At 67.0% G+C, this 2,538-nt stretch carries 3 protein-coding genes; 1 reads left to right on the plus strand and 2 read right to left on the minus strand.

Annotation, left to right across the window (positions count from 1 at the left end):
* Positions 1-285: 285 nt before the first annotated feature.
* Entirely contained in the window at positions 286-555 is a 270-nt protein-coding gene (locus Voc01_RS52515; RefSeq protein WP_203935321.1) for a hypothetical protein, read from the minus strand.
* A 159-nt stretch (positions 556-714) separates the two neighbouring features.
* Between Voc01_RS52515 and Voc01_RS52520 the strand changes: the two genes are divergently transcribed.
* Entirely contained in the window at positions 715-2,025 is a 1,311-nt protein-coding gene (locus Voc01_RS52520; RefSeq protein WP_203935322.1) for an IS110 family RNA-guided transposase, read from the plus strand.
* A gap of 279 nt (positions 2,026-2,304) precedes the next feature.
* Here Voc01_RS52520 and Voc01_RS52525 read toward each other — a convergent pair.
* Positions 2,305-2,538: hypothetical protein (locus Voc01_RS52525; protein ID WP_203935323.1), on the minus strand; the 234-nt coding region annotated here is incomplete at its 5' end.

A 2,538-nucleotide genomic window follows, 5' to 3' on the forward strand; every position in this document is an offset into this window, starting at 1 on the left:
CAACCCGCGAATTGGCATGCATCAGGTAGTGATCGACCAGCGGCAGAAGCGTGCGCCCGGCTCTCAGGTCCCGGTGTCGAATCGATGCGAATCCTGCGGGATCTCACCTCGCAGGACCGCCACCTCGGGGTGCGGGAACGTCATATTCCTCCATACACGCTGGTAACCGTCGTCTCCGTGCCTGTCGTGAACGGCCTCGGCCATGTCGACGGCCGCTCGGACCAGGGCGGGCACGGATACTCGGCCGGCCCAGCGGCGGTTCGCCCCGATCCACGGATCGTCGGCTTATTCGTTGGGCAGATGCAGAACCTGGACATAGACGTAGTCCGTCGCACCTGTGAAGACGAACACGTGCGCACAGGGCTCGTCGGACAGCCACGCGACGAATGCGCTGGACCCACCTTTGAGGTCGCCGACGGCCCGCAGGAGGCTCTGAAGTCCGTGTCCGGTGTACGAGGTGTCGATCTCCAGCGCTTCGTCGTCGGCAACCCAGGTCAACCGAGCCCAGCCGGGCCCAGTCAGTTTCCACCTCATGTCGAACTGCGCAACGTTCACTCCGCAATTGTCCACAGAGATCGACTCGGGCAGATCCCACCAGCCGCAACACCCGGAAGGCGGCATAGAAAGACGTTTGTGCGTGTCGTTGCGGGGTGTAGGAACGTCCTCCTGATGCGCTTGTCGGGCTTGGTGTCCCATCGCATGAGGAGGACGTTCATGGGTAACGGTAGCGGCGTGTCCCGGGGTGATCGCAAACGCAACGCCCGGCTGGCCCGGTTGCGGGTGCTGGTCCCGACCGCGAACGCGATCGTCGGTATCGACCTGGCCGACAGCAAGCAGATGACGTTCCGGTGCCGGGCGTGGGATCTCGGGACGGCGTTGGACTGGGCGGGCCGGCAGGCATCTCAGCAGGGGTTCGCCGGTGTCACGGTGGCGTGCGAACCGACCGGTCACCGCTGGCGGGTGCTCTGGCAACTGGCCGCTCAGCGGGGAATGTCGTTCGTGTGTGTCCAGCCGATGCTGATGTCGTGGGCTCGACGCAGCGAGGATCTGACCTTCGACAAGACCGATGAGAAGGACGCGGTCATCATCGCCCGGCTCGCCGCGCAGCTACGGTGCTACGTCCCGGAGCCCGTCGACGAGACCTGGGGCCGGCTGCGGCACCTCGGTGCGCGCCGTGAGCAGTTGCTGGTGGAGTCCGGCAGCCAGGTCCAGCAGATGCGGGCGCTGCTGGAGTGCGTGTGGCCGGCCGCTCTGGGCACGGCGCAGCAGCCGTTTCGATCCTTGACCTGGACCGCGGCGATCGGTGTCGTCCTCGGGCGGGATGGGGGCGATTTGGCCCGCACCCGCCGGCTGGGCCTGGCCCGGCTGGAGACCGCGGTCCGGCGGGAGATCACCCGCCGCGGCCGGCAGCGGCCCTGTCTGCGGATCGTCCGGGCGCTGTTCGCCGCCTTATCCGACCCTGCGGGCGTGACCGCGCACCGCCCGGGCGCGCTGGAACGGGTGTCACTCCTACTCGACGACTGGCGGGAGACCCACCGCCGGCTCGAGGACACCGAGCAACGGATGACGACGATCCTCGACGAGCTCCGGCTGACCGGGCTGGTCACCTCGATCACCGGCCTGTCCGCGATCGGCGCGGCCGCGATCCTGGCCGAAACCGGTGACCTGCACCGGTTCGCCACCGCCCGGGCCTTGGTCAAACACGCCGGCCTGGCCCCGCGGGAGAAGCTGTCGGGTACCTTCGTCGGCCGGACCAAACTGACCGGGCAGGGACGGCCGAGCCTGCGGCTGGCGGCCTGGCGAGCCGTGTGGGGCGCCCAACGGGCCAACCCGGTCTTCGCCGCCCGGTTCCAGCATCTGACCACGCGGGAGACCAACAAGCTCACCGCTACCCAGGCCCAAGCTGTCATCGCCGCGGCCATCCTGCGCCAGTTGCACGCGGTGGTGACCACCGGGCAGCGGTGGAACGCCGACATCGCCACCCACGGCACCAAACCAACTGCGGTGATGCCCGTCGCCGCGTGACCGTCAGGCGCCGTCAAGCTCGGGTCGGGGCGAGCCCCACGCGGCATTGAGGGACCACGGTCACCTCGACGCTCATCATGGGCAGCCCCGCCCGTCGTCTGAACAACCCGGTTACGCGCTGCAGGGACCCAACCCCATTACGGCTATGCAGGGACAGACGACGGACGAGGCACCGACCCAAACACTTGACACCAAACGCCTTACGCGCATGAGCGGATACGTGATCAAGAGCGGCCAGCGCCCGATGAGGACGCCGTCGTCGTCAATCTGTGGATGGGTTCAGTGGCCGTCGTCAGGCGATCCTTCGCCGTCTGTTGGTGGTTCAGGTTGGCTGGTGTTCAGAACCTGGAGAAGTGAGTCCACCAGAGAAGACCGCACCAGACTTTGAATGGACTTCGAGAATGCCGACTCCGACAGGTTGTCCTTTACCTCCTTGATTCGCATGAGAGTTTCGGGTGGCCACGATCCTGTGGTGGCGTTCCATTCCACGGCAGCATGGAGCAGCGCGTCGGC

This window comes from Virgisporangium ochraceum, from assembly GCF_016863655.1.
In the GTDB taxonomy this organism is placed as follows: domain Bacteria; phylum Actinomycetota; class Actinomycetes; order Mycobacteriales; family Micromonosporaceae; genus Virgisporangium; species Virgisporangium ochraceum.